The organism is Rhodococcus sp. NPDC060176, assembly GCF_042728675.1.
Taxonomy (GTDB): Bacteria; Actinomycetota; Actinomycetes; order Mycobacteriales; family Mycobacteriaceae; genus Rhodococcus_F.
In genome coordinates, this window is record NZ_JBHWYS010000001.1 from 163,826 (window position 1) to 189,081 (window position 25,256).

General features: G+C 61.9%; 26 protein-coding genes. 18 read left to right on the top strand and 8 right to left on the bottom strand.

Annotation, left to right across the window (positions count from 1 at the left end; translation table 11 throughout):
* Nucleotides 1-25: 25 nt before the first annotated feature.
* Both ACFWEM_RS00760 and ACFWEM_RS00765 read left to right on the top strand, forming a co-directional pair.
* Nucleotides 26-856 carry a LuxR C-terminal-related transcriptional regulator gene (locus ACFWEM_RS00760; RefSeq protein ID WP_378530218.1) on the top strand — a complete coding sequence of 277 codons (831 nt, stop codon included), beginning with the start codon at nucleotides 26-28 and terminating at the stop codon, nucleotides 854-856.
* A 191-nt stretch (nucleotides 857-1,047) separates the two neighbouring features.
* Entirely contained in the window at nucleotides 1,048-2,592 is a 1,545-nt protein-coding gene (locus ACFWEM_RS00765; protein ID WP_378530220.1) for an AMP-binding protein, read from the top strand.
* 45 nt (nucleotides 2,593-2,637) lie between these two features.
* Here ACFWEM_RS00765 and ACFWEM_RS00770 read toward each other — a convergent pair whose 3' ends face one another.
* Together ACFWEM_RS00770 and ACFWEM_RS00775 are read right to left on the bottom strand one after the other, a co-directional pair.
* Nucleotides 2,638-3,153 carry a hypothetical protein gene (locus ACFWEM_RS00770; RefSeq protein ID WP_378530222.1) on the bottom strand — a complete coding sequence of 172 codons (516 nt, stop codon included), beginning with the start codon at nucleotides 3,151-3,153 and terminating at the stop codon, nucleotides 2,638-2,640.
* Between the two features lie 68 nt (nucleotides 3,154-3,221).
* Nucleotides 3,222-4,121 (bottom strand): LysR family transcriptional regulator, encoded by a 900-nt coding sequence (locus ACFWEM_RS00775; RefSeq protein ID WP_378530224.1) that lies wholly within the window; start codon nucleotides 4,119-4,121, stop codon nucleotides 3,222-3,224.
* A gap of 120 nt (nucleotides 4,122-4,241) precedes the next feature.
* Here ACFWEM_RS00775 and ACFWEM_RS00780 point away from each other — a divergent pair, with 120 nt between their 5' ends.
* The 5 genes from ACFWEM_RS00780 to ACFWEM_RS00800 all read left to right on the top strand — a co-directional run bounded on the left by ACFWEM_RS00780 (nucleotide 4,242) and on the right by ACFWEM_RS00800 (nucleotide 9,083).
* The gene (locus ACFWEM_RS00780) at nucleotides 4,242-5,459 is read left to right on the top strand and encodes an MFS transporter (protein ID WP_378530226.1); all 1,218 of its coding nucleotides are present in this window, start codon (nucleotides 4,242-4,244) and stop codon (nucleotides 5,457-5,459) included.
* 47 nt (nucleotides 5,460-5,506) lie between these two features.
* Nucleotides 5,507-7,000, top strand: a complete 1,494-nt coding sequence (locus tag ACFWEM_RS00785) for an amidase (RefSeq protein WP_378530228.1) — start codon at nucleotides 5,507-5,509, stop codon at nucleotides 6,998-7,000.
* 20 nt (nucleotides 7,001-7,020) lie between these two features.
* A complete protein-coding gene (locus ACFWEM_RS00790) occupies nucleotides 7,021-7,539 on the top strand; it encodes a MarR family winged helix-turn-helix transcriptional regulator (protein ID WP_378530230.1) in 519 nt (172 codons plus the stop codon).
* A gap of 120 nt (nucleotides 7,540-7,659) precedes the next feature.
* A complete protein-coding gene (locus ACFWEM_RS00795) occupies nucleotides 7,660-8,160 on the top strand; it encodes a hypothetical protein (RefSeq protein ID WP_378530233.1) in 501 nt (166 codons plus the stop codon).
* A 56-nt stretch (nucleotides 8,161-8,216) separates the two neighbouring features.
* Entirely contained in the window at nucleotides 8,217-9,083 is an 867-nt protein-coding gene (locus ACFWEM_RS00800; protein WP_378530235.1) for an NmrA family NAD(P)-binding protein, read from the top strand.
* A 44-nt stretch (nucleotides 9,084-9,127) separates the two neighbouring features.
* Here ACFWEM_RS00800 and ACFWEM_RS00805 read toward each other — a convergent pair whose 3' ends face one another.
* Nucleotides 9,128-9,376, bottom strand: coding sequence for a DUF3253 domain-containing protein (locus tag ACFWEM_RS00805; RefSeq protein WP_378530237.1), 249 nt, complete (start codon nucleotides 9,374-9,376; stop codon nucleotides 9,128-9,130).
* Nucleotides 9,377-9,479: 103 nt separating this feature from the next.
* Between ACFWEM_RS00805 and ACFWEM_RS00810 the strand changes: the two genes are divergently transcribed.
* Both ACFWEM_RS00810 and ACFWEM_RS00815 read left to right on the top strand, forming a co-directional pair.
* Nucleotides 9,480-10,106: a class I SAM-dependent methyltransferase gene (locus ACFWEM_RS00810; protein ID WP_378530239.1), complete on the top strand. Its 627-nt coding sequence runs from the start codon at nucleotides 9,480-9,482 to the stop codon at nucleotides 10,104-10,106.
* Nucleotides 10,107-10,219: 113 nt separating this feature from the next.
* Nucleotides 10,220-10,690 (top strand): hypothetical protein, encoded by a 471-nt coding sequence (locus ACFWEM_RS00815; RefSeq protein ID WP_378530241.1) that lies wholly within the window; start codon nucleotides 10,220-10,222, stop codon nucleotides 10,688-10,690.
* A 104-nt stretch (nucleotides 10,691-10,794) separates the two neighbouring features.
* Here ACFWEM_RS00815 and ACFWEM_RS00820 read toward each other — a convergent pair whose 3' ends face one another.
* Nucleotides 10,795-11,820: a LacI family DNA-binding transcriptional regulator gene (locus ACFWEM_RS00820; protein WP_378530243.1), complete on the bottom strand. Its 1,026-nt coding sequence runs from the start codon at nucleotides 11,818-11,820 to the stop codon at nucleotides 10,795-10,797.
* Nucleotides 11,821-12,006: 186 nt separating this feature from the next.
* Between ACFWEM_RS00820 and ACFWEM_RS00825 the strand changes: the two genes are divergently transcribed.
* The 4 genes from ACFWEM_RS00825 (at nucleotide 12,007) to ACFWEM_RS00840 (ending at nucleotide 16,020) form a co-directional block, all read left to right on the top strand.
* The gene (locus ACFWEM_RS00825) at nucleotides 12,007-13,326 is read left to right on the top strand and encodes an aryl-sulfate sulfotransferase (protein WP_378530245.1); all 1,320 of its coding nucleotides are present in this window, start codon (nucleotides 12,007-12,009) and stop codon (nucleotides 13,324-13,326) included.
* Nucleotides 13,327-13,370: 44 nt separating this feature from the next.
* The gene (locus ACFWEM_RS00830; RefSeq protein ID WP_378530247.1) at nucleotides 13,371-14,237 is read left to right on the top strand and encodes an ABC transporter permease; all 867 of its coding nucleotides are present in this window, start codon (nucleotides 13,371-13,373) and stop codon (nucleotides 14,235-14,237) included.
* Nucleotide 14,238: 1 nt separating this feature from the next.
* Nucleotides 14,239-14,997 carry an ABC transporter ATP-binding protein gene (locus tag ACFWEM_RS00835; protein WP_378530249.1) on the top strand — a complete coding sequence of 253 codons (759 nt, stop codon included), beginning with the start codon at nucleotides 14,239-14,241 and terminating at the stop codon, nucleotides 14,995-14,997.
* A gap of 66 nt (nucleotides 14,998-15,063) precedes the next feature.
* Nucleotides 15,064-16,020, top strand: coding sequence for an ABC transporter substrate-binding protein (locus tag ACFWEM_RS00840; RefSeq protein ID WP_378530251.1), 957 nt, complete (start codon nucleotides 15,064-15,066; stop codon nucleotides 16,018-16,020).
* A gap of 37 nt (nucleotides 16,021-16,057) precedes the next feature.
* Here ACFWEM_RS00840 and ACFWEM_RS00845 read toward each other — a convergent pair whose 3' ends face one another.
* Nucleotides 16,058-16,969 carry a LysR family transcriptional regulator gene (locus tag ACFWEM_RS00845; protein ID WP_378530253.1) on the bottom strand — a complete coding sequence of 304 codons (912 nt, stop codon included), beginning with the start codon at nucleotides 16,967-16,969 and terminating at the stop codon, nucleotides 16,058-16,060.
* Between the two features lie 94 nt (nucleotides 16,970-17,063).
* Here ACFWEM_RS00845 and ACFWEM_RS00850 point away from each other — a divergent pair, with 94 nt between their 5' ends.
* The 3 genes from ACFWEM_RS00850 to ACFWEM_RS00860 are packed head-to-tail and all read left to right on the top strand — an operon-like array spanning nucleotide 17,064 to nucleotide 20,056.
* A complete protein-coding gene (locus tag ACFWEM_RS00850; protein ID WP_378530255.1) occupies nucleotides 17,064-18,275 on the top strand; it encodes a YbfB/YjiJ family MFS transporter in 1,212 nt (403 codons plus the stop codon).
* A gap of 45 nt (nucleotides 18,276-18,320) precedes the next feature.
* A complete protein-coding gene (locus tag ACFWEM_RS00855) occupies nucleotides 18,321-19,349 on the top strand; it encodes an NAD(P)H-dependent flavin oxidoreductase (protein ID WP_378530257.1) in 1,029 nt (342 codons plus the stop codon).
* Nucleotides 19,346-20,056: a hypothetical protein gene (locus ACFWEM_RS00860; RefSeq protein ID WP_378530259.1), complete on the top strand. Its 711-nt coding sequence runs from the start codon at nucleotides 19,346-19,348 to the stop codon at nucleotides 20,054-20,056. The genes ACFWEM_RS00855 and ACFWEM_RS00860 overlap by 4 nt, the downstream gene beginning before the upstream one ends.
* An 18-nt stretch (nucleotides 20,057-20,074) precedes the next feature.
* Here ACFWEM_RS00860 and ACFWEM_RS00865 read toward each other — a convergent pair whose 3' ends face one another.
* Together ACFWEM_RS00865 and ACFWEM_RS00870 are read right to left on the bottom strand one after the other, a co-directional pair.
* Nucleotides 20,075-20,554 carry a hypothetical protein gene (locus ACFWEM_RS00865; RefSeq protein ID WP_378530261.1) on the bottom strand — a complete coding sequence of 160 codons (480 nt, stop codon included), beginning with the start codon at nucleotides 20,552-20,554 and terminating at the stop codon, nucleotides 20,075-20,077.
* 26 nt (nucleotides 20,555-20,580) lie between these two features.
* Complete coding sequence (locus ACFWEM_RS00870; protein WP_378530263.1) at nucleotides 20,581-22,416, bottom strand: acyl-CoA dehydrogenase; 1,836 nt, start codon at nucleotides 22,414-22,416, stop codon at nucleotides 20,581-20,583.
* Nucleotides 22,417-22,878: 462 nt separating this feature from the next.
* Between ACFWEM_RS00870 and ACFWEM_RS00875 the strand changes: the two genes are divergently transcribed.
* Both ACFWEM_RS00875 and ACFWEM_RS00880 read left to right on the top strand, forming a co-directional pair.
* Nucleotides 22,879-23,964 carry a PQQ-dependent sugar dehydrogenase gene (locus ACFWEM_RS00875; protein ID WP_378530265.1) on the top strand — a complete coding sequence of 362 codons (1,086 nt, stop codon included), beginning with the start codon at nucleotides 22,879-22,881 and terminating at the stop codon, nucleotides 23,962-23,964.
* Between the two features lie 107 nt (nucleotides 23,965-24,071).
* Complete coding sequence (locus ACFWEM_RS00880) at nucleotides 24,072-24,476, top strand: DUF4259 domain-containing protein (protein ID WP_378530267.1); 405 nt, start codon at nucleotides 24,072-24,074, stop codon at nucleotides 24,474-24,476.
* A gap of 25 nt (nucleotides 24,477-24,501) precedes the next feature.
* Here ACFWEM_RS00880 and ACFWEM_RS00885 read toward each other — a convergent pair whose 3' ends face one another.
* The gene (locus ACFWEM_RS00885) at nucleotides 24,502-25,185 is read right to left on the bottom strand and encodes an SDR family oxidoreductase (RefSeq protein WP_378530269.1); all 684 of its coding nucleotides are present in this window, start codon (nucleotides 25,183-25,185) and stop codon (nucleotides 24,502-24,504) included.
* Nucleotides 25,186-25,256 lie beyond the last annotated feature (71 nt).

Consider the following 25,256-nt stretch of genomic DNA (forward strand, 5'->3'; position numbering starts at 1 on the left):
CCTCCTGATAGGGGATCGAACGAGCATGACTGCGCAGGATCTGGGCGCGCGTATGGAACGCGCCCTCAAGCGTGTCCGGGTCTCAACAGGTGCCTCCCTTGCTTTCGGTGGACCCGTCAACAGGGCCGGAAATCTACTTATCGAGCGCTTCGACGGTCCGAGCTTCGGAGCGCTTCCCGGATTGACGCTGGACCCGAGTGAGGGACTGGGCGGCAAGGTGGCCGTTATGTGTCGGCCCATCGCCGTGAACGACTATTTCGAGACCCAGGAGATCACGCACCGATACGACAAGGTCATCCGAGCGGAGCGCCTCAAAGCGCTCGTCGCCACACCGATCGTCGTCGGCCGTCAGACGGTGGGCGTCATTTATGGTGCGTTCCGCACTTCCGAGGCCGTGGGCGGTCGCATCGAAGATGTTGTTGTGCAGGAAGCGCGGGCGCTCGAGCAAGAATTGGCTGTCAGCGCCGTGACTTCTACGAACGGCATGTTGACCGAAGTGGCGGAAGCGAATGCGCGTTTGCGCGAACAGGTGCGATCGGTCTACGCGGAATTGCGGCTGCTTGCCGGCAGTGTTGGTGATGCTGATGTGCGTGAGGCACTCGTCAAGGCCACCGCGCGACTGGTCGACGAGGGGGAACGCTCCGAGGAAAGCGTCCGCAGAGCTTCGCTGACCAAACGTGAAGTCGACGTCCTGACGGTGGCCGGCGCGGGTATGACGAACATTCAGATAGCTGGTGTGTTGGGTCTGGCTCTGTTCACGGTCAAGAGTTACATGAAGTCCGCTATGCACAAGCTCGGCGCGAGCACTCGGCTGGAGGCTGTTGTCCTTGCTCGTCGCGACGGGATGATTGCCTGACTGTTGGGAACAGACAAGAGGCGACAGGGTGGCGGGTAGCTGCCACGATTCGTACCCTCCGAAGAAGGGGCCGAGGGAACCTGGAATCGATACCCTCTTCGGAGGGTGGTGACAGTGCCGAACACGGGCAAAGCTATCCGTCTTTGTCGGATCTCCCAGGCCGCATCGCCGGCCCAAGACCTGGAGTGCGCATGATCATCCCGCTGACCATCAGTGATTTCCTGGACCGAGCGGTCACTGTCTACCCCGATCGGGTTGCCATCGTCGACGAGCCGGATCAGCCGGCGCAGTCGTGGGGCGAGATCACGTTCGCCGAGCTCGGAGACCTCGCTCGACGGCAAGCGGCGACACTCGACGAGTTGGGCGTACCGGTCGGTGGTCGGGTTGCCATCGTGTCGCACAACGCGGCCCGATTCCTCGCCTCGTTCTACGGTGTCGCCGGGTGGGGTCGAGTACTGGTGCCGATCAACTTCAGGCTCAGTGTTCCGGAGATCCAGTACATCGTGGAGCACTCGGGGGCCGAGGTCCTGTTGGTCGACCCCGAACTCGAACACCTGGTCGCCGAGGTTCCGTGCAAGCGCACGTTCGTCCTCGGCCGAGACGACACTCGGATCTGGGGGCCGAACGCCGATCCGAAGCCGTGGGTCGCAGACGCGGGTACGAAAGAGAACGCGACCGCAACGATCAACTACACCTCCGGAACCACCGCCCGTCCCAAAGGTGTGCAGTTGACGCACCGCAGTAACTGGATCAACGCGGTCGTGTTCGGTTGGCAGGCAACTGTTACCGATCGAGACGTGTACCTTCACACGCTGCCCACCTTCCATGCCAACGGCTGGGGACACCCCTTCGTCACGACGGCGATCGGCGCCAAGAGCATCGTCCTGCGCAAGGTGGACGGTGGGGAGATCCTGCGCCGCATCGAGGAGCACGGTGTCACGTATCTGTGTGCTGCGCCCGCCGTTGTCTCGGCAATCCTGGACGCTGCCAAGTCGTGGGACGGCGAGATTCCAGGGCGCGACCGCGTGCGCATCATCGTTGCGGGTGCCCCACCGCCTACCCGCACGATCGAGCGGATCAGGGTTGATCTGGGCTGGGAGTTCATTCAAATCTACGGTCTCACCGAGACATCGCCACTTCTCACGATGTCGCGCATGCGTGCCGAGTGGGACGACCTGCCGGTGCCCGAGCAAGCTCGACTGCTCGGACGCGCGGGCGCCCCGGCCATCGGTGTGCAGATCAAGGTCGACGACACCGGTGAAGTGCTCGCACGGTCCAACCACATCCTCGCGTCGTACTGGGAGAATCCCGAGGCAACAGCGAGTGCGCTGGAGGACGACTGGTTCCACACCGGCGACGGCGGAACCTTCGACGACGGCTACGTCACGATCGCCGACCGGAAGAAGGACGTCATCATCACCGGCGGCGAGAACGTGACTTCGATCGAGGTCGAGGACGCGCTCATGTCGCATCCGTCGGTCAGGGAGGTCGCGGTCATCGGCATCCCGGACGAGAAGTGGGGCGAATTGGTGACGGCGCTTGTCGTGCTCGACGAGAGTGCGGAACCCGTCGACGAATCAGCACTCATCGCCCACTGCCGCACGCGGCTTGCCGGCTACAAGTGCCCGAAGCGGGTCGAGTTCCGCTCGGAATTGGCGCGCACTGCCACCGGAAAGATCCAGAAGTTCAAGCTTCGCCAGGAGTTCTGGCAAGGTCGGGATCGTCAGGTCAACTGACTCGACGGACGTTGCGGCGGTAGATGTCTGGTGGATATCTGACGATCAGATGACGACGTAGCCGTACATTCGTTCGCCCTGAGTCACAGCTCTGGCAGCCAATTCGGCGAAGGCGGTCAGGAACGGCACCGATTCCTCCGACGGTTCACTCGTCTCGTCGATCGCCCAGGCCGCAGCAGCAGTGGCGACACCGTCGGCGTTCAATTCGGCTAGTGCATCACGTAATTCGTCGGAAACAGCGAGCACGAGGGTGTCGCCGTCCTCGCTCATTGCGACGAGTGTCCCGCGGCGTGGGCCTTTTGCAACCTCGTCGTAGGGGCGACCGGTGAGAGAGGCCTCGAGCCGGCCGAGCGAGACGGCCGGATCGACGCCCTTCGCCTGCAGAATGGGAGTCCCGCTCGCGGCCAACTGAATCCGCGGTCGGGTGGCGACGTCCGGAGAGGTTCGATAGAGGGCTTCGTTGGCCTCGATCACTGCCGGATCCAGGTCGACGAGTCCTTCGAGTGCAGCAGCGGCGTGCTCATCCGAGGGTGCCGTGAAGTAGTCGGTGATGGCGGACATGGCGCGATCATTCCACACACGATGTGCACCAATGTCCCGGAGTCCTTCCGCGACTGGATTGATCGCCGTCAGGCAGGGCTTTTGTGTGCTTCCTCGATGGCCTTCGCGAAATGGCGAAGGCGGGGGCATTCGAGATCGGTACGCCACACGAGACCCAAGGCGGATTCGGGTAATCCATTGATCGGTACGAATCTGATGTCCGAGCGCTGACTGTAGGCGGCCGTCGCGGCGCACAGGATGAGGCCGACTTGACCGAATGCAACCTGAGACAGGCCTTCCTGAACGGTGCTCGCGCCACCCTGCGTGGGAACCTTGGCTCCGCTCGGCGTCGTGTTCGGGGAATTCACGCGCTGCCAATAGCCAGGGGCGGGTCCGGTGATGGGCACCAGGCATATCTGCGCTAACTGCTCGGCGTCGATCACGTCCAGTTCGCTGAACGGGTGATGGACTGAGACGGCCAGCGTCTGGGCCTGTCGAGAAAAGACGAGCCCGGTTGTCAGCTCGGGTTCTTCCACGGGGAGAAGGGCCACCGCGGCATCGATTCGCCCGGCGAGTACGTCACTGAACGGATCACCCAGCGGTAGTTCCTTGATGGTCACGCATGTTTGCGGATGCTGTTTCTCGAAACGAGAGACGGCCGTCGCGATCGAATCGTAAATTGCTCCTTGGAAACCCACCCGAAGCGGTGTCGGTATGTTGCGCGCCTTCGTTTGAGCGTCCTCGATAACTCCGAGGAGTGCTCTGTGGGCGGGAGCCAACGACTCGAGAAATTCGGTGCCGAATTCAGTCAGCTGCACGCGGCGACTGGTCCGCGCTACGAGGCTTGTGCCGATACGACGTTCCAATGCGCTGATCAGTTGACTGACCCGACTCTGGGAGATGAACAGCCGTTCTCCGGTGCGACCGAAGTGCAGTTCTTCAGCGAGAACGAGGAAGCACTCGATCTCACGCATCGGAGGCTCCGACATGCTTCACCCCGATCCTGGACTCATTCGACCACTCCATCATGGCTCATCGATGAATTGAGCTAATGGTTGGATGAGCGATTCGCCGTTGATCCGGTGACCTGCGAGGGCTTCTCTGGTTACATGCCCCACTCTGCATCCGCACAGAACAGCGCTGCGCCCACTTCCTCCACCCGCGCACACAGCGTCGAGAACCACTGGGCTGCCGTCGCCCTGATCGCAGCGTCCACATTCATCGTTGTCGCGGCGGAGATGATGCCCGTCGGACTTCTTACCCCTATCGGTGCCAGCCTGGTGGAGAGCGAAGGCACCATCGGGCTCTCGCTGGCCATCACCGGATTGGTGGCAGCGGCCACCGCGCCGTTCGTGCCCGTAGTGACCCGCCGCTTCGATCGTCGGTCGACGCTCGTCGTCTTGATGCTGTTGGTCGCAGTGGCGAACGCCCTCACGGCCCTTGCGCCCAGCTTCGCTGTCCTCGCTGTGGCTCGCGTCCTTCTCGGAGTGAGTATGGGTGGAGTCTGGGCACTCGCCGCGAGCCTGGCTCCGAGGTTGGTGGAGAACAGATCTGTCGGGCTGGCGACCACGATCATCTTCAGCGGAATCGCTGTTGCCTCAGTTCTCGGTGTTCCGGCCGGGACGTACATCGGGGCAGCGGCCGGGTGGAGCGTGGCATTCTGGACTCTCAGCTGCGCAGCGACGCTGATCGCGCTCGCCATGTTCGCTGTCCTGCCCACGATGCCTGCTGATCAAGCCCTGTCGCTCGGCAGTCTCGTGGAGGCTTTTCGGAACCCGGGAGTCCGGGTCGGAATCGCGATTACCGCTCTCCTCATCACCGCTCATTTCGCGGCCTACACCTATGTGCGTCCGGGGCTGGAGTTCTTCGCAGGGTTGAACGCTTCGCAGGTCGGCACGATGCTCCTGATCTACGGTGCATTCGGTGTCGTCGGCAACTTCATCGCCGGGCCGTCCGCCGCCAAGTCCCCGAAGATGGTGGTCGTCATCCTCAGCGTGGGAATAGCGTTGACACTCGCCCTGTTTCCGATCTCGGCTGCTACCTTGATCGCCGCCGCTTTGCTCATGGCGGCTTGGGGCCTCTTCTACGGTGGTGTGTCCGTGAGTACTCAGACATGGATCGCGCATGCAGCTCCCGCCCACCGAGAGGCTGCTTCGGCGCTGTGGGTTGCAGTCTTCAATGCAAGCATCGCCCTCGGCGCGTTCGCCGGCGGACGCATTCACGACTACGCCGGTTCCCAGTCGGTCTTCTGGTTTGCAGCTGGAATCGCTGCTCTCGCAGTCTTTCTCGCGACGGTCCGAAAACCGGTCGTAGCGGACATGAACTGACAACCTAGTCGACCACGCAAAACTTTCGGACAGGCAGGACAACAGATATGCGCGAGACACCCGATTCAACCTTCATGGACGTGGCCGAGATGCTCCGGCGCTACCGCGACAAATCGCTGTCGCCGGTGGAAGTGCTCGAATCCACTATCGAACGAATCGAGACACACAACCCAACCTTGAATGCGGTGGGGCACACTTTCTTCGATGCTGCACGAGCACAAGCCAAGTCAGCGGAACGTCACTACGCCCGGGGCTCGGATGCGGGGCTTCCGCTCGCCGGCGTTCCCGTTGTCGTGAAAGAGGACGAACCGATTCAAGGACAACCGTGGACTCAGGGTTCCAAGGTCTATGAAGACGTGATTGCCACCCACACTTCGACTTTCGTGCAGCGAATCATCGACGCCGGTGCGATCGTTCATGCGCGATCGACAGCCCCGGAATTCTCCTCGGCCGCGTTCACACAGTCCGAACTGTGGGGAGTAACTCGCAATCCGTGGAACACGAACTACTCCGCCGGCGGGTCTTCCGGCGGATCAGCAGTCGCACTTGCCGCCGGTATGACGCACTTGGCCAGCGGTTCCGACGTTGCGGGATCGATCCGGACTCCGTCGTCGTTCAACGGAGTCGTCGGGTTCAAGCCGCCACACGGCCGTGTCCCGGTCGACCCGCCCTTCAACCTCGATCGCTACTGTCACTGCGGCCCGATGGCCCGCACCGTAAGCGATTGCCTCACAATGCAGTCCGTCATCGCGGGACCGACCTCCACTGACATTGCCTCGCACGTGCAGGCATCGCAACTGCCCGACCCTGCAACGCATTCATGCGCGGGAATGCGTATCGCGGTGATACCCGCATTAGGTGACTGGCCGGTCGATTCGGACGTCGCCGCCAACACCGCCAATTTGGTGGATACCCTCACTGCGCTGGGCGCACGCGCCGAGATCGTCGAAGTCGACCTGTCCCGCACCGCCGTCATGCGTGCTGCCGCCATTCACTACGACCACGTGTTCGGTGCCTCGATCGCCGCCGAGGCATCCGCGCACCCCGACAAGGTCACGGAGTACGCGAAGGAATTCGCGCGATGGGCACGCCGCACCCGTGGCGACGCGACTTTCCTGGACGGACTCGCGATCGAAGCCGAACTGTATTCATCGATCGGATCCCTGTTCGACACCTATGACGCATTGATCACTCCGGCAGTGGCGACGGACGGCTTTCTTGCCGGTGACGACTACGTCGGGCACGGAATCGAAGTGGCTGGAACCGAATTGGAGTTCTACCTCGAGGCCGTACCGGCCATCACATTCAACATCCTGAGCAGCTGCCCGGTGCTGACAATCCCCACCGGTTTCGCTCGGAACGGAATCCCAACGGGCACACAGATCGTCGCGCGGCCGTACGACGACCGCACGGCCTTCGCGATTGGTCTCGCCCTCGAGAAGGTTCTGCCCTATCCGAATGCGCATCCAGACGGTTTCGCAACACGCGGGAATTGCTCGGGGTTCGAAACAAAGTCGGGTGCCTGGTTGACCAGAATGTAGTTAGGTGCCATATTAGTTGCATGGCAGTGGACGGAACCGATGACGACTCACCCACGTTGGATCAGGCGCGGCGGCAGTTGGAGCACTACGGTCTCGGGGCCGACCCGCAGGCGGTACTCGTTGCGGTGCGGCTGATCTCGGCGGGTGCGCGGCTCGGCCGAGCGACCGAGGTTCACTTTGCGAGGTATGGCCTGTCGACTGGCCGGTATCGACTTCTTGCGGATCTGGAAGACCACGACGGGGAGAAGTCCCCCTCGCGTCTGGCGGCCGATCTCGGCGTATCGCGGGCCACGGTCACCGGCCTGGTCGACGGGCTCGAACAGGAGGGGTTGGTCGCTCGGCGGCCCTCCGCGGAGGATGGGCGCGGTGCCGTGGTCGTCCTGACTGCTCGCGGCGCTCAGCGTTTGCGTGACATGGCGCCCGAGCACTTTGCTCGTCTCGAGGAAATGGTCGATGAGCTCACCGTCGACGAGCGTGCGGTGTTTTTGGATCTGCTCTCGCGGGTCGTTCGCGGTATCGGTGCGCTGACTGCGGAGTAGTCGACCGTAGTCCCAGGTGTTCGTGTAACGATCCGAATCGTCGTCAATTTCGACAGAGACTTCTCTTTCCATACCCAAATAGTTAGCCACCTAATCATAATCGGAAAGTTGGTCTCCTTCATGTCCGGTCTCACCCCACCGACCTCGCGCGAAAACAAAAGGAAGATAGCCAATTCCAAACGAAGAGCCTCAGTTGCCGACCGTCGCGCCGCACGACCCTTCACCCTGTGGCGCGAGGTGCTGGTCGCCTACCTGGCCCCCGCACTGATGGCGGGGGCCGGCGGAGTCGCGTCTGGGAAGGCGGGTCTGACGCTGGCGGCATTTACGTCCATTGCGGGCACCTCGGCAGTGGTGGCGTTGCTGATCGGTTCCTGGCTGCAGCGCCGCGCAAGGTCGCGACCGTGGACCACGGCCCTGCCTCGCATCTTGGTGGCAGCAATTCTTGCCGTCGGAGCGGCTGTAATCGCCGGACTTGTCGGGTGGTTCGCCTCCCGTTGGCTACCAGATCACACGAGCGTGGTCGACACCGCTTGGCTTGCTCGCCTGCAGTTCGATCTGCCGATATCTGCCGCCGTCGCTGCCGTCATCGTGACCTGGCGATGGCGCCGTCAGAAACCTTGACAGGCAACACATATCAAAAGATCCCGGTTTTCCGGGGAACAACCGAAAGGAACACGATGATCGTCATCATGGGAGCGTCCGGAACCACAGGCGGCGCGTTGCTACGCAGTCTTGCCTCCTCGGGTGTGCCGAGCAGAGCGCTGTCACGCGACCCGGACGGGCTGCGCGCCAAGCTCGGCGACTTGGCCGACGGTTTGGTCGAAGTGGTGCCGGCCGATGCCGCGGACCTCACTTCGCTACGCACGGCTTTCAAAGGGGCCGAACAGCTTTTCCTCGCCATGGCCAACGGTCCGGAACAGGTGGAGCTCGAAACGCGCGTCATCGACATAGCAGCCGAGAGCGGCATCGAACACATCGTCAAGATCTCCGATCCCGCTGCCGCAGCCGACTCGCCTATCACTCTCTCCCGCGGCCACCATGCCGTCGGAGAACACCTGCGCGCCTCTGGGCTCCGCCACACTCTGCTCCGCCCTTATGCGTTCATGCAGAATCTGTTGCTCCTTGCTCCGGCGGTGGCGGCGCAGGGGGTCATTCTGGGCGCGATGAAGGACGCACCGTGCAATTGGATCGACTGCCGAGACATCGGTGACGTTGCAGCCGCCGTGCTCACACGCGCCGACCTCGCCGGCGGCACCTATGTCCTGACAGGCAGTGAGGCAGTCGGCTATGGCGGAATCGCCGATTCTCTGGCCAGCATGCTTGGTCGCCCCGTCCGCTACCTAGACCTGCAACCGGACGAACTGCGACAAAACCTCGTCGATCACGCCCACATGCCTCCATGGCTCGCCGAGCACATTCTGGAGATCCAGCACCTTGCCATCTCGCGCCCGGAATCACCCACCGACACGGTGGTCCGTGTCCTGGGGCGCGAGCCCCGCAGCCTCGATGCGTTCCTGCGTGAGCATCTGGACCGTTTTCGCTGACGTCACGCTGCGAGAGCAGTGCCCGGCAGAAGTCGCTCGGTTGGTCAACGAGCCCAGCGAATCCTTATCGGACCTCGTGCGGATTCAGGGTCGACGACTTCGCCGCCCTGGGTGATCTGGACTTCGCCATCAGCGACCATTCGGCGGGCAGCCTCTCGGACGGGTTCCATCAGCGGACGCCAATTGTCGGGTGCCGTCGCGCGAGCCACGTCTGAGGGGCAGATGCTCGACTCGGCTGATCGCGTGCTGAGTAGTTCCCGGATCTTCGCCGACAGATCTATTTCTTCCACCATATGAAACACCTTCCGGTCGTGACCGCTCGCAGTCAACAGCGAATGAACCTTCGGTCCGGCGAGTTGTAGCGAAGGGATGTGCACATCGACAATTATTGACGGCGTGGAGAATTCGAGTGCAAGACGCCGTGATGTAGTCCGAGAGTCATATTCGACCCGATCCCAGGAGTACACAGATCTCTTCGGTTCCATGGATTCGACGCACACATCCGATCGGGCCCTGGTGACCAGTTGGGCTGCTGCTCTGACCGGCCCAGTGCTCGATGCCGGGTGCGGGCCGGGGCAGTGGACAGACTTTTTGGCCCAGAGCGGTCTGGCTGTGAGCGGGATCGATCTGGTTCCCGAGTTCGTCGAACGAGCCCGCACCCAATACCCAGATCTTTCCTTCGAGGTCGGGGGCTTCGAGGCATTGGACGCGAAAACAAGTTCGCTGGGCGGCGTGCTGTCCTGGTACTCGCTCATTCACCACCACCCGCAAGATATCGAGGCACCGCTCGCTGAATTCGCGCGGGTGATCCGCCCCGGCGGCGGGTTGCTGGTGGGCTTCTTCGAAGGCGCAACCGTGGAGCCTTTTGATCACGCCGCGACGACTGGTTATCGATGGCCGGTGACCGAACTTGCCCAGATACTGGTCACAGCGGGTTTCGATGTGATCGAAACCCATACCCGGACGGGGAGTGGTTATCGGCCGCATGGCGCAATCACTGCCAGGCGGCGCAGCGGCGAATAGGGGATCGAGCCAGAGCGAGCGGTCCTCTTTCATTCATTTCGTGTGAGTGGTGTGCTGGATGAGTCACTCCCCTGTTTTCAGCACCGGATTATCCACAGTTGAAGGAAGGCGCCATGACCACGATTCATCTTCACCAGACAACCACCGCGACGCCCGAACAGGTCCTCGCCGGCCTGACCGACTTCGGGCCGGGCCGCGAGGAAATCTTCGGCCGCAGCGCGGACAGCTACCTGAAAGTGCACCAACAAGGGCCCCACGACGCGGATGTCACGGAGGGCTCCAGCGGTATTTGGGAACGCCTGCACTACGACTGGACCGACCCTCATCGCGTCGTGATGACAACCACCGACTCCAACTTGTGGGGCGGGGCGTCGAGCCACACCTACACACTTACGCAGCAACCGACGGGGCTGACCGATGTCGACGCCGTCGTGGTCCGCGATGGCAAGAATCTCAAGGGAAAGCTCCTGGCATCGGTACTCGGGCTCTTCGGCACACAGGTGCTGGGTAAGTCGTTCACGAAGTCCATCGAGGCCATCGAAGCTCGCAACGGCGGAGCGAAGAAGCAGGCGGGAGAGGGCTGAAATTACCAATTCGGCAGTCGGCGGCTCCGGCTTCCGGATGGCGGTGGGCACCAAAATAGTGGTGAATTCCGAGCCTGCTGTGCGACCGGTCGGTGTGCACGCAGTCAGCAACCGCAGGTGTTACCGACATGTAGGGATGGTTCCCAGGGTGCTGAGTGTGCTCCGGTCGTCTCAGGCGAGACGGCTTTGGCAGTCAACAATCTTTCGAGAGCATGTTGGGTGATGCTCTCAACCGGCTGTTGGGCGCTGGTCATGTCGAACTGTCCGTACTTCGCCTGGCTTCCGTCGAATGCCACGATCTTGACGTCCTCGGGGATCCGCAATCCGTGGTCGATTACGGCTCGTGTTGTTGCAGAGGTTTGGCCGTAGGTGCCGACAATGATGCCGGCTGGGGGCGCAGTGCGCGTGTCCAGGAACTTTCGTGTTGCGTCGTAGGCTCCGTCGGCGGTGAGGTCTGTGTGAATGTGCATGATTTCGGTTTCGTCCACGGCAATTGCACCTCGATAGCGTTGCTCGACAGTTTCGCGGTCACCGTGGTTCACGTCAGCCTCGGTGAACCCGCCGACGAAGGCGATGTCTCGACAGCCGTGCATTTCGACGAGATGACGGGTCGCGATCTCCCCGGCTTGTACGTGGTCGACTCCGACGATGGGCGCGTCAACGTCACCGCGAACATTGTGCATCCAGACCACCGGAATTCGAGCTTGCGCGCACATCGCCGCGGTTTCTGTTGCGTTGGAAGCGCCTACCACGATGAGTCCGTCGATACCTGCCTCGACGAATGCGGACACAAATTCCGCTTCTCGCACGGGGTCGTAGCCGGTGTTGGCGACAATGGTGAGGTGGTCACGGGCGCGTGCCGCCCTTTCGATGGTGCCGACGAACTCCCCGAACAACGGCATCGTCAAATCGGGTACCAGCAAACCGATCTGTCGCCACCGCCGCTGTTTGCGCAATGCCTGCGCGCGTCGGTCAGGCCGATAGTTCAACTCGGCCATTGCCTGAGAAACGCGGGCGCGCAGGACATCTGAAACTTGGCGGGGGCCGTCGTTGAGTACGTAGCTCACCACCGCCGTCGATGTACCTGCACGTCGCGCCACATCGGCGACGGTCGGACGTTTAGCATCCACTGCAACCCTCCTCTGCCTCATCATCTGCCCAGCCATCACCGCAGCCCATAATCGCTCATGGGAAAAGAGATTGAATCACCATGATCGTGACAGTTCCACAGTCCTGGGGCCGTCCCTAATCTAATCGATTAGAAGAGTTACGGCATCGACTCGCGGACGTAACAGAGGATTGGTGGAGTAGTCGGCATGGCATTCGTAAGGCTCACTGGCGTCACTTATTTGGACCCCGAACTTGTCCACGACAGTTATGTGCTGTTCACGGGTGCGGACTCGGTGACCCGCCTGATCGACCTTGCAGGGGCGGTTCTGCACGAGTGGCCATATGCGGGAGTCCCACCCCGCATTCTCGACCCTGCACTCAACAACGGGTTGGTAGGCGACGTGGGTGTGCAGTTGTCCGCGAGCGGCGATCCTCGCGGTGGCATTTATGCCAATGGCACCATCGGTCAGCTTGATTGGGCAGGCGAGCGACGCTGGGAGTGGGGTGCCGAGGCCCCCGACGGAGTCGCGCGCCAGAACCACGACTGGGAGTTACTGCCCAACGGCAACCGGCTGATCCTGGTGACTGTTCCACGGGTGGTGCCGACTCTCGGTGATTCTGTAGTCGGCGACCAAGGTCTCTACGAAGTCGCTCCGGACGGCGCCATTGTGTGGTCGTGGCTGGCCGGTGATCACCTGGAAGAGTTCGGATTTTCCGATGAAGGCTGGGCCGCGCTGCGCGAGACCGTCGCCCGGGACCCGGAAGACCCTTGGGGATACCTGGAGATGAACAGCGCCAAGTCGCTGGGACCCAACCGCTGGCACGATGTCGACCCTGACGGTGTTTTTGCGCCGGACAACATCATGATCAGCTTCCGTAAGGCCAACATCGTTGCTCTCATCGACAGATCCACCGGATCGCCCGTGTGGCAGTGCGGCCCCTACTACACCGCGCAAGCTGGTGCCCAACATCAGCGGATCAGTGTGCACAAAGTGCCCCGTCCGCTCGATCAAACCTCGGGACAACACAATCCGCACATGATTGCCCCGGGACTGCCGGGGGCGGGCAACATTCTGATTTTCGACAATCAGGGTGGAGCGGGTTACCCGTCGGCGGCGATCGGAATCTATGCCGGCTCGCGGGTGCTCGAGATCGATCCGGTCACTTCGGAGATCGTCTGGCAGTACACCGCTGAGGACTCAGGGCAACCTCCCTGGGCCTTCTTCAGTTCGTTCGTCAGCAACGCGCAACGATTGCCGAACGGAAATACCTTGATCACCGAGGGGATGCAAGGTCGCCTGTTCCAGGTGACACCCGGCGGTGCTGTGGTGTGGGAGTACCACAGTCCGTACGAGGGGTACGGCGTTGCCGGCGAGCCCGAAGTCACACAGATTCGGGTACCTGGCGTCGACCGCCTCAGTCTGACTCCGCTGGTGTATCGGTCGCAGGCCGTCCCGTTCGAATGGACCCCGCTTCGCCCATCGACTATTTCACTGCCACACATCGATCTGCGTCGCCGGAACTGAAAGCGAAAAGCGCTTCCGCCCAATCAACTCATGAGAGGTAACCGATGACGACCGGTCTGCCACCCCGTGCCGACGAATCGGCGCCGAACCGTGTCGTAGCGCCTTCGCCGCGCAAGGCGTGGTTGCCTGCCGACGCGATCCAACAGATCGGTGTGCGACTCGGTTCGGCCGGCTGGACCCTTCTCGGCCTGATGATCGCCGCGACGCTGTGGTCGGTGATCGTGGCCACCGGCCGCTTTCCTCGACAGCTGTTGCCCAGTGTCCCAGAAATCCTCTCGGCCGGGCAAACATTGTGGCGGGACGGCCTGCTCACGGATGACATCCTTGCAAGTTTGTCGAGGGCTGCAAGCGGTTTCGTGTTGGGTGCGGCGATCGGGTTACTCGTCGCCGTCGTCACCGCAACAACTACAGCGGGACGCAAACTGCTCCAGCCAGTGCTGCGGGTGTTCTCACCCATTCCCACCATCGGGCTCGTTCCGCTGGCCATCTTGTGGTTCGGGCTGGGTGAAGACAGCAAGGTCCTTGTGATCGCGCTCGGTGTATTCGTGCCTGTCTGGATCAACAGTCACGCCGGATTATCCAGCACTCCAATTGATTACCTCGAAGCCTCCCGCTGTCTCGGTGCGGGCAGGTGGCAAACGTTGCGAAAGGTCATCGTGCCTGAGGCCGCGCCCGACATTGTCTCAGGTCTGCGGGTTGGAGCGGCAATGTCATTTGTGCTGATCGTTGTGGCTGAAATGACCGGCACCACAGTCGGAATCGGCTATCGCATCTATCAGGCACAGCTGTTCTCCCAGGCCGACCGGTTGATCTTTTGCCTAGTCGTCCTGGGCGTGATCGGCGCGCTGTGTGACTTCGCTGTCAACGCAACCACGGCACCACTCATCAGCTGGGCGAAAGAACAACACTGACATGGCCATAGAGACCCACAACCTGGTTGTCCAATTCCCGGGTACCCCACGACCCACTCTCGACCGCATCTCGATGACCATCCCCGAAGGTTCGTTCACGGTGCTCGTCGGGGCATCTGGAAGCGGCAAATCCACACTGCTGCATTGTCTTGCGGGATTGACTACCCCAACTAGTGGCAGTGTCACCGACAACGGTGAGATCGTTACCGCCCCCGCCCCTCGGCGCGGCGTCGCTTTTCAACGCGACGTGTTGTTCCCGTGGATGACGGTGGCCGACAACATCGATTTCGCGCTCGTCGCCCGCGGACTGCCGCACAAGATTCGCCAGGCGCGTATCGGTGAACTACTCGAGTTGGTCGGGCTCGCGCCGCAGGTCAGCAGGCAACGACCTGCCGAGTTGTCCGGGGGTATGCGTCAGCGCGTGAGCATCGCGCGTGTTCTCGCCGGCGAGCCCGAGGTCATGCTGATGGACGAACCGTTCGCTGCCCTCGACGCTCTCACCCGATTGCGTATGCAGGACCTGCTCATCGATTTGTGGACGCGCCTCAACCGCACAGTTGTGTTTGTCACCCACGATGTTGATGAGGCGATTCGGCTCGGTGACACCATCAACGTGCTGAGCGGCGGTGGTATCGCCGAGCGCATCGTCAATCCGCTCGACCGCCCACGCCCTGCCGACAGCCTCGCAGACCTGCCCGGTTACAGCGAAATTCGCAAAACCCTGCATCACCAGCTCGGCATCGACCACGCAGCGCAGTAACGAACTCTGCCTGCGATGGGCGGCGTTCCCGCCGTTCTTCTACTCATTTGCAAAGGACGATCTATCGTGACCACATCTCTACGCCGTGTATTTCTGAGCGCGATCGCTGTCTTGGCAATCGCCGTATCGGCCACCGCATGCGCCGGTACGGATTCCGATTCCGACACGCTTACAGTCGGATTCGTCGTCGACCCGTCGTGGGCGCAGATCCCCGTCGCCGCCGAGACCGGATTGTTCGACGATCAGGACGTAAAAGTCAACGTCGTGAACTTTTCCTCCGGTGTGGAAGCGCTGCAGGCTTTGGCCGCCGGCCAGGTCGACATCACCACCGCCGCTGACGTACCCACTTCGGCTGCGATCGTCCGAAACCCGGCGTTGCGCATTGTCGGTGATGGTTCACGTTGGCAGGGATCCAAGATCGTCGCCCGACGTGACGCAGGAATCAACACCACCGCCGACCTCGCCGGCAAATCCATCGGAACTCCGCTGGGCACCAGTGCCGCTTACTACATTTCAAATGCACTGACTGCCGGAAACCTCGAGGCCGATCTTGTCCAGGTCTCGCCCGCAGCTGTCGTTACTGCCGTCAGTCAGCGCAATGTCGACGCCGTCTCCATCTTTCAGCCCTATCAGGCACAGGCTATCGAGGCGTTGGGCAAAGACGCTGTCGAATTGACCGGCGGCACATACAGTCAGCACAGCCTGTACCTCTCCACCGAGACGGCGATCTCAGCCAAGAGTGACGCAATTACCAAATTCTTCTCCGCGATCCGTGAAGCCGGCGCCAGCCTGACCAGTAAGAACGACGAAGCCGTTGATGCCGTAGCCAAGTCCACTCAGCTCGACGCCAACCTGTTGCGATCGATCCTGGGTGAATTCGACTTCACCCTCCAACTCACGCCGGACCTTGCGACCAACTTGCACGAACTCGCGGAATGGGCGCAAGCTGAAGGGAATATCGTGGCTGGCGTCGGCCTGCCCGACTACGCCACATTTCTCGAAACTCGTTTCATCACATCTTGATTGGATGAGGACGCCGCAATAGGGTCGCCCTCCGCCATTACCGGTGGGGGTCGTCGGCCGGTAGCCATATTCCGTCTTCGTGGATTCCGAGATCGGCAACCTCGCGAGTGAGAGCGTCGACGGCCGCGAGAACAGCAGGGCGCGTTTCACTCTCGCGACACAGAAGCGACCACGTCCAGATTGCTGCCGGATCGACCATCGAGCGTGCAGTGAGATCGGTTGGCAGAGTTGTGGTCTGGCCCTTCGGTGAGTTGACCACGGGGCGGCCGATGGCACGGACGTGATCGAAGAATGCGGGGCCGGTGATACCGCCGTCGTTGATGCGCAGGATCTGCGCGCCGGTATCGCGGGCGAATTCTTCGGCGAAGACGTTCCACGACAACCAGGAGGTGGTGTCGTCGTCGACCAGTAGGACGACGTCGTGCGCCTGCACCGGTGTGGTGTCCGCACCGGTGGAGACCGCGTAAATCCGATCCGCGCCGAGTAGTCGGGCCTTCAGGCCATGTTGGGCGACATCGGTTTTCCGCACCCAGGCTATGGCAAGGTCGAGGCTGCCGTCTGCCACGCGCGCGGCCTGCGCGTGCGAGGGCACCACCCACGGGTCGACGTGTAGTTGCGCGACCCCTGAGGTGCGCGCGATCAGATCCGTCGGAAGCCAATTGACGTAGCCGATCCGGACGGGCTCCGCTCCGGACAAACGTTCCGCGCGGCGACGCAGATTCTCGGCCCGCTCGAGTAGTGCGCGGACATCGGGGAGCAGCGCCGCGCCGGCAGGGGTAAGCGCGACGGAACGGCGGTCGCGGACGAACAGCTTGACGCCGAGGTCGCGTTCGAGTGCCATGATCTGCTGCGACAAGGAGGGCCCGGCTATCAGCAGCCGTGCCGCTGCCCGGCCGAAGTGCAGTTCCTCGGCGACGACCTCGAAGTATCTCAGCTGACGAAGCTCCACAATCACAGATGCTACGTGCGGTGGGAGGCTGCGCCTATCAGTCAGGAGCAAAGCGGTCGTGGCGGCCGGCGCGGACGAGGCACACGATAAGTCCATGACCTCAGCCCTGAACGGAGTCTCCCCGCGAACGCACGCTGTCCAAGCTGCCGCTGCGCTGGCCGCGAGCATGGGAATCGGGCGATTCGTCTACACACCGATACTGCCGTTGATGCACACGCAGGCCGGTCTGTCCGCCTCGCTCGGCGCCACTCTGGCCACCGCCAACTACATCGGGTATCTCATCGGCGCGCTCGCCGGAATCCTCATTCCCGGGGTTGTGCGTTCGGCAGCGGTGATGCGTACTTCGTTGGTGGTCCTCATCGCGACGTTGGCGCTCATGCCCACCACGCACGACGGATCGATCTGGTTCGCCCTGAGGCTCGTCGCAGGCATCGCCAGTGCGCTCGTATTCATGATCGCTGTCAGCGCTTTGCACGCGCACCTTCGGGGAAGGTTCCAACACCTCGCCGGATGGGGGTTCGGCGGAGTCGGGCTGGGTATCGCCTTGTCCGGTGTCCTCGTGTTCGGTATCCGCTTCATCGGCACCTGGACCACTGCCTGGTTGGCGTCCGCGGCCCTTGCAGTGGTGTGCGCCGTCGTAGCCTGGGGGCTGACACCGGAACCGCGTCCGATCATCACACCGGACGCCCCGGGAACTACCGGTCCCCGACGCGCCCATCGCTGGTTCATGGCCTTGTTCATCAGTTATTTTCTGGAAGGAATCGGCTACATCATCGCGGGCACGTTCCTCGTTGCCGCCATCGATCTCGCCGCACCCGAATGGGTAGGCAGCGCCGCCTGGATCGTGGTCGGGTTGGCCGCATTTCCGTCCTGCGCCCTATGGGCCTGGCTCAGCCGGCGTTGGTCGCGACCGACCTTGCTGCTCGTCGCACTCTTGATACAGGCAATCGGCATTGCGCTGCCTGCCGTGATCGGTGGCGTCGGCCCCGCGCTGATTTCCGCTTTCCTGTTCGGCGTGACCTTCCTCGGTGTCGGGTCCGTCGTGTTGGCGATCGGCGCACACCTGCAGTTCCCACGCGCCGTGGCGCTGCTGACCGCCGGATACAGCGTCGGCCAGATTCTCGGTCCACTCGTAGTCACTCCGTTACTGCGAGACGGGTATCGCGATGCTCTGCTGCTCGGCAGTGCCGTCGTCCTTGCGGCGGCTGTGGCCGCCACAGCGTTACGGTTCCGATTCCCTGCCGATCTCGAGGCGGGCCCTCGGACGGCCACTTCGAACAAGGAGGTAGTTTTTGATGTCAGATGATGAAACCGCCGGAGCACTATCCGTCGAAGGACTGGAGATGTTCGAATGAGCGCACTCACAACCGATCTCGACCTGAAGGTCCCTGTCATCGCGGCTCCCATGGCCGGCGGTGCGTCAACGCCGGCTCTCGTCGCAGTTGCTTCTCGGGCTGGCGGTCTCGGCTTCCTTGCCGCCGGGTACAAGACGCCACAGGCTCTGGCCGACCAGATCGACATCGTTCGTGCCGCGGGGGTTTCGTTCGGCGTCAATATCTTTGCGCCCAACCCGGTACCAGTCGACGCCGACGCTTTCCGAACCTACGCCCAGGCGATCCAGGTCGAGGCGGATCGTTACGGCGTCACACTTGCCCAGGGCGAACCGGTCGAGGACGACGACTATTTCGAGGACAAGATCGATCTGCTCCTGGCAACCCCGGTTCCGGTGGTCAGCTTCACTTTCGGCTTTCCTCGGCCCGCCGTCGTCAAGGCGCTGCGCGCGGCCGGTTCAGTTGTCGTGCTGACCGTGACTTCGGAGGCAGAGGCAGTTCTTGCGGTCGACGCGGGAGCTGACCTTCTGGTCGTTCAATCCTCGGCTGCCGGTGGTCACTCCGGAACCATTACTCCCCTGCAGGTTCCGGCAGAAACACCGATCGTCGAACTTATCGCGCAGATCCGTCACCGCACGTCGGTTCCGCTCTTGGCGGCCGGTGGACTGGCGACCTCCGCCGACGTCGCAGCGGTAGTACGCGCCGGAGCGGAGGCCGCGGTAGTCGGTACTGTGCTGCTTCGCACCGACGAGAGTGGTGCCTCGGCTCCACACAAGGCAGCTTTGGCCGACACATTACGCGGAAGCACTGTCGTCACACGAGCTTTCACGGGACGTCCCGCACGGGCACTTCGGAACGAGTTCATCGACCGCTACGACGCATTGGCACCCATCGGATATCCGGCGATCCATCATCTGACCAACCCGATGCGCAAAGCTGCTGTTGCGCAGAGCGATCCCGAGCGCATGCACCTGTGGGCCGGCACCGGGTATCGCCATGCCACTGCGGAATCAGCAGAGATAGTGCTCGCGCGATTGACCAACTTGTGATGGCGCGGACGCAGGGCATCACGTTGCCGGAAGTAGTGACGTACGACGGTTTGCCGGCGTCTGCGGGTGGTGCGCACTCGTTTCGAGTCAAGAGTCCTGACAAGGCATTTCAGTGCCTGCACACGTTCTCGCAGGCCTGCACCGAACCAGTGTCTTTGCCGTCGTTGACGTTCGAAATCTACAAGGGTGCACCGCAAGTGCCGACCGACCAGGTGTCATCGCTTGCCGCCGAACTCTTCGGTGGGCCCCGCCACAAAGCGCAAACCCATACCGAATGGAACGTGGCGGCCGGATCCGTCAACGAAGCGCTCGATGCCCTCGTTGCGGTCGGCCCCGAGGCCGTGACGGCCTACGGGCGTTCGCTCGCGGCATTGACCTACAGTGCGCGCGTGCGTCTAATCGACCCGAGCACCAGCGCGCCGTACCCCGATGTCACTCCGGACGCGTTCGGCCACTTCGCTGTTGACGGGTATGGTCGGCTGTTGGGGGATTCTGGAATTCGCGCAACATTCGGCAACGCCGCGTCTTCACTGTCCCTGTGGCTCAACCTACCTGCAGACGAACGGTTGTCGCCCGGTGCGCGTCACCTACAAGACCATCTCCCGTTCCGGCTGTCCACAAAACACTGGCGTCTCTGGCGGCCGAACCGGAGCAGAGACTCTTACCGTTCCAACAAGATTCCGTCACCGTTTTTCGATCAGGCTTGAATCACGCAGCAAGCATTCTCATCTCGAGCAGAGTTTGCCGATCTCGGCGACTATGCGATCCGAGCTGCGAACCACCCACACCGCGCGTCCGTCTCGTAGTGTCGGCATCAAAAATCGATCTTTCTCAATGGGCCAGTGCACAAAGGGAAATCCGCGGGCCAGCTCATCTTGGACTTCTCCGGCGATCAGAGCCCTCAGCTCCTGCGCAGGCTGTTCGATGTGTGGCCCGCCGAACCCGAAGCCCCTCAGTGGGCTGGTTCCTGCACTCTTGTACTTCGGTCGCGGACCAGCGTCGAGCGCGAGGTGACAGTAGCCGTCATCGAGCATCGACACCGTCCACACGCAGTTCTGCATGTAGGTAGAAGGGCCGTGCCAGCGGCACTGCAGATCTCGGCCCACGGCCTGACAGGCATCAACGAATTTCGCAGGGACGTCGTCTGCTGCGTCTGGTCCAATGATCGGGAATCTCCAGACTTCGGCGTAGTCGATTTCGGGCATGTGCATGCCTTCACTGTGGCACGTTGTCAGAACGCTTCTTCCTCCAGTTCCATGATCTCGTTGTCGAGGGAACCCAGGATTTCTTTCGTCGACGCCAGGATGGGCAATATGTTCTTCGCGAAGTACGACGCGATGACCACCTTGCCGCGATAGAAGGACCGGTCTTTTTCCGACGCGTCGCGATCCAAGGCTGCCAGCGCGATTTCGGCCTGTACGAGTAGTCGCCATCCGATGAGCAGGTCACCCACCGCGTACAGAAAGCGCACCGAGCCGAGGCCTATTTTGTACAACTCGGAAGGCTGGTCTTGGGAACCCATCAGATAGCCGGTGAGCGTCCCTGCCATCTCTTGCACGTCGGTCAATGCGGTTTCGAGCAAGACTCGCTCGGCCTTGAGACGACCGTTGCCGGCCTCGCTGTCGATGAACTCTCGTATGCGACCGGCCACGTGAGCGAGCGCAACGCCACGGTCACGGGCGATCTTCCGAAAGAAGAAGTCCTGCGCCTGGATTGCCGTCGTGCCCTCGTACAGGGTGTCGATCTTGGCATCGCGGATGTACTGCTCGATGGGGTAGTCCTGTAGATAACCGGAGCCGCCCAAAGTCTGCAGGCTCTCGGTGAGCAGTTCGTAGGCTTTCTCGGATCCGACGCCTTTGACGATGGGCAGCAGCAGGTCGTTCACTCGTGCCGCCAATTCGGCGTCGGCGCCCGAAACCAATTCGGCGACATCGGCGTTCTGATGTGCGGCGGTGTAGAGGTAAACCGCTCTGAGGCCTTCGGCGTACGCCTTCTGCATCGCCAGACTGCGTCGGACGTCGGGGTGGTGGGTGATGGCCACGCGGGGTGCGGTCTTGTTTGTCAGTTCTGTGAGGTCCGCGCCTTGAATTCGTTCTTTTGCGTACTCCAAGGCGTTGAGATAGCCGGTGGACAACGTTCCGGTAGCTTTGGTACCCACCATCATCCGGGCATTCTCGATCACCTGGAACATCTGGGCGATACCGTTGTGAACATCACCCACGAGCCAGCCGACGGCGGGGACGTCAGTCGCCCCGAATGTGAGTTCGCAGGTCGGGGAAGACTTGAGGCCCATCTTGTGTTCGACGCCTGTGACGTAGACGCCGTTTCGCTCGCCCAATTCGAGTGTCTTCGAATCGAAGTGGAACTTCGGAACGTAGAATAGGCTCAACCCCTTGGTGCCGGGGCCGGCTCCCTCGGGGCGGGCAAGCACCAAGTGGAAGAGGTTCTCGGCAGTGTCTCCGACGTCGCCGCCGGAGATGAACCGCTTGACACCCTCGATGTGCCACGTGCCGTCATTCTGCTCGATTGCTTTCGTTCGGCCTGCGCCAACATCGGATCCGGCGTCGGGTTCGGTCAGTACCATCGTTCCGGCCCAGCCACGCTCGAATCCTTCTTTGGCCCAGTGCTTTTGCTGTTCGTTGCCGATGCTGTAGAGCACGCTCGCCATCAGCGGACCCATGTTGAAAAAGCTCGCCGATCCGTTTGCCGCGACCAACATTTCGCCGATCGCCCAGACCAACGGCGCCGGAGCAGGAACGCCGCCCATGCCCTCCGGTAGTCCGAGCCGCGACCAACCAGCCTCGTTCACCGCCTCGACGGTCTTGCGTAGAGGTTCCGGGACCACGACGGCGTGGTTGGGTGCGTCGAATTCGACAGGGTTCCGATCCGCGTCGGCAAAGGATGCGGCGACCGGGCCCTCCGCCAGCCTCGCTACTTCGGCAAGAATGTTGCGCACAGTGTCGGTGTCGAGGTCCCCGTAAGTACCGGCATCCAACAGTTCGCCGATCCCGAGTACCTCGAACAGGTTGAACTCGATATCGCGCACGTTGCTTTTGTAGTGACCCATTGTTCTCCGACCCTGGTGTTGTCAGCAATACGGTGTTGTCAGCAATACGGCTCGTCAGCGGTACACAAGAAAGCCTGCCCCACAAGGAATTCAGTACGCAACCGTAGGTTGAGACAGGTGTCGTTGCTGTGAAGTAACACGGTTGCGGTTCGTGTCGAAACATGCACTCTTACAATCGGTTGCCGAATGTGGGCGCGAGTCGGCCGAGGTATGCCTGTGCGACGCCCAGGTCGGTTCAAAGAGGTTGCACACCAGACGAAGTAATGATCCTCACCTCAGGGATTGTGCGCAGTCACCGTGATCAGTGCGTACGCAACTCGGTGAACCAGGAGTTTCCCCCGACGGTAGCGGAGGTGTTCCTTGATCGGTCGCGGCGGTGCCGAACGCCGAGCCGTTCCCGTTTCATGGACCAATTCGCGCTACCGTCGGGGTAGATACTGTTTGAACCGGGGAGAGGCGCCCATGACACGACGACAGATCCGAGGACTTGGCGCCGCGGTGCTCGTATCAGCCTTGATGACTGCTTGCAGTACCGAGGACACTGAAGGGCCTGGTCCGGGGGTAAGCACTGCAACAAGATCGGCACCCGCCGCGGCGTTCGGTGAACCCGAGAGCTTCGCCGACGGCTTGGACGCGCCCTGGTCGATCGCTTTCCATGGCCAGACGCCACTTGTCAGTGAGCGCGACACCGCGCGAATCCTCGAAGTCGACGGCAGCGGAAGCGCCCGTGAGGTGGGAGTTATTGACGGCGTCAGCCCTAGGAACGAGGGTGGTCTCCTCGGGATCGCTGTACATGAAAACGACCTGTATGTGTACTTCACCGCCGACGGGGAAAACCGGATCGAGCGTTATGGAATCACCGGCGATCCCGGAGCGCTTGCCCTCGGGCCGGCTGAGACGATTCTCGACGGCCTCGCTTCGGCCAACTACCACAACGGAGGTCGCATCGCGTTCGGCCCGGACGGGATGCTGTACGCCACCGTCGGTGATGCCGGTAGTCGCGACCGGGCTCAGGATCTCGATTCGTTGTCCGGGAAGATCCTTCGCATGACCCCGGATGGTGATGTGCCGCAAGATAACCCGTTTCCGAACTCGCTTGTCTACAGCTACGGTCACCGCAACTCGCAGGGCATTGCCTGGACCGAGGACGGCACGATGTATGCCAGCGAGTTCGGGCAAGACACCTGGGACGAGCTCAACAAAATCGAAGCAGGCGGAAACTACGGGTGGCCCGAGGTCGAAGGGATTGCGGGCGAAGACGGATTCATCGACCCGCTCCAACAATGGTCACCTGATGATGCCAGCCCTAGCGGAATCGTCATCCACGACGGCACGATCTACATCGCCAATCTCCGCGGTGAGCGACTCCGGGCTGTGCCGTTGACCGACCCCGCAACGGCTGACGAGCAGTTTGTCGACACGTACGGACGCCTTCGCGACGTTGCCATCGCTCCCGATGGGGCGCTGTGGATACTGACAAACAACACGGACGGTCGTGGCGATCCGAAAACTGGCGACGACCGCATCATTCGCGTCCCGTTGCGCTGACGTCGATATCCGGTGAACGCGCCCTCCATCCCGAGGATCCTCGCTGTGGCCAGTGATTCACTACTATCGGTGCGACGGATAACGAGGGCACGGATCGGAGTGACGGCATGGGGACTTGGGGTTCAGGACCTTTCGACAACGACGTAGCGGGCGACCTGCTCAGCGCAGTACAAGCGGGTGACTACGACATCGACGATTACGCACGCCACCCCGACGACGGTTACCTCGATGCCGATGATGCTCAAACAGCGATCGCTGTCGCCGAGATCCTTGCGGTTGCGCACGGGGTTGCGCCGAAGCCTGTGCAGCTAAGCGAAATTGATGCCGCCGGTTATGTCGAAACCTTGAGTCCGGAGCAGAAGGCGTGGGTCCTCGCCGCTCTCGAGCGCGCAGTCTCCGACAGTGACACGTCCGAGTTGCACGAGTTGTGGGAAGAGAACGGTCCGGAAGACCTCGAGGCTTGGCGGGCACCGATTTTGAGCAGATTGGCCAGTCTCAAAGCGCTGGGATGAGTGTCACCCGCCAACAAGATCTTGGTCATGCGGAGTTCGACGAGGACAGGCTTTGCTTGACGTATCGGGTGGTGTCGTCAGCGAGGATCTCGGCCAACCCGCTTTCGATGCCGTCCAGTGCCTGAGTGGCGACATCGGCAGGATCGATTTTCTGTTCGGCGGGTACGCCCGCGGCCATGTCGGTGTCCATGTATGCGACATGTAGTGCCGAGACGGAGATTCCACGCGGCGCCAGTTCTTCACGAACGGCGTCGGTCATCGCCCATGCCGCGGCTTTCGATGCCGCGTAAGACCCCAGTGCGGCCGGATGGAACCAGGACAGTACCGAAAGAACATTGAGTACTGTTCCGCCGCCGTTGTTTTCGATGACGGGAGCAAATGCTCGGGTCACGGTGAGTGGGCCGAAGAAATTGACGTTCAGCTCGCGGCGAACGTCATCTATGTCGCCGACGATCAACGGTGCCGAGGTAGAGATACCTGCGTTGTTCACCAGTAACGTCGCATCAGAGGCGATGCGTGCCGCAGCCGCGATCGATTCGGCGTCCGTCACATCCAATTTCAGGGGGATCACGCCGGGCAGATCGACAGTTTCCGGATTGCGGGCGGCCGCGTACACCTTTGCGCCGCGTTCGACGAGTCCCGCGGCCAGATGGCGTCCGAGCCCGCGATTGGCTCCGGTCACGATGGCAACCGTCTTGTTCAGATCCATGATTCTCCCAGTGTTGTGGCTAGCGTCGGCGGCCCCGACAATTAGATTATGAATCAAATCTAAGTTCGAGC